The organism is Campylobacter sp. 2018MI34, assembly GCF_016598975.1.
In the GTDB taxonomy this organism is placed as follows: Bacteria; Campylobacterota; Campylobacteria; order Campylobacterales; family Campylobacteraceae; genus Campylobacter_D.
In genome coordinates this window covers 1-454 of the sequence record NZ_JAENKS010000118.1, presented here as the reverse complement: position 1 = coordinate 454, position 454 = coordinate 1, and the positions used below count along the sequence as shown (strand labels likewise).

The 454-nt window shown below is 43.0% G+C and carries 1 protein-coding gene; it reads right to left on the bottom strand.

Annotated elements, in window-relative coordinates; all coding sequences use genetic code 11:
* Positions 1-163: 163 nt before the first annotated feature.
* Complete coding sequence (locus JG676_RS08005) at positions 164-352, bottom strand: DUF6496 domain-containing protein (protein ID WP_200217897.1); 189 nt, start codon at positions 350-352, stop codon at positions 164-166.
* Between the last annotated feature and the right edge of the window lie 102 nt (positions 353-454).

Below are 454 nucleotides of genomic sequence, written 5' to 3'. Positions count from 1 at the left end.
CGCCTGCATTACGCAGATTTCTCAGCAAGAATCGAAATGCTTGCGGACGACTTGGAACATTATAAAGCAGTGCCAAAAGCACCATCAGCCATTGGTTTCCGGCACAATGCAAAAACGGACGAAAAAGAATAATCCGCTGCGGTGGCAACGGATTACTGTAAACTTATTTTTTACCGGACTGTTTTGGGACTTTCAAGCCTTTTTCTTTTGCTTCGGAAATCCCGATGGCTACTGCCTGTTTTCGGTCGGTGACTTTATCGCCGGAGGAAGACTTCAGTTTTCCTTCTTTGAATTCGTCCATTACCTCACCGATTTTCTCCTGTGCTTTCTTGGAATATTTCTTTTCTGCCATGACCTACGCTTTTTAGTTAATTTTTATATGATCTTACAGCACAACGCCTATCTCATATACGTTTGCATGTTTTCTATACTTTACTCGCTCACGCGTCTGGAC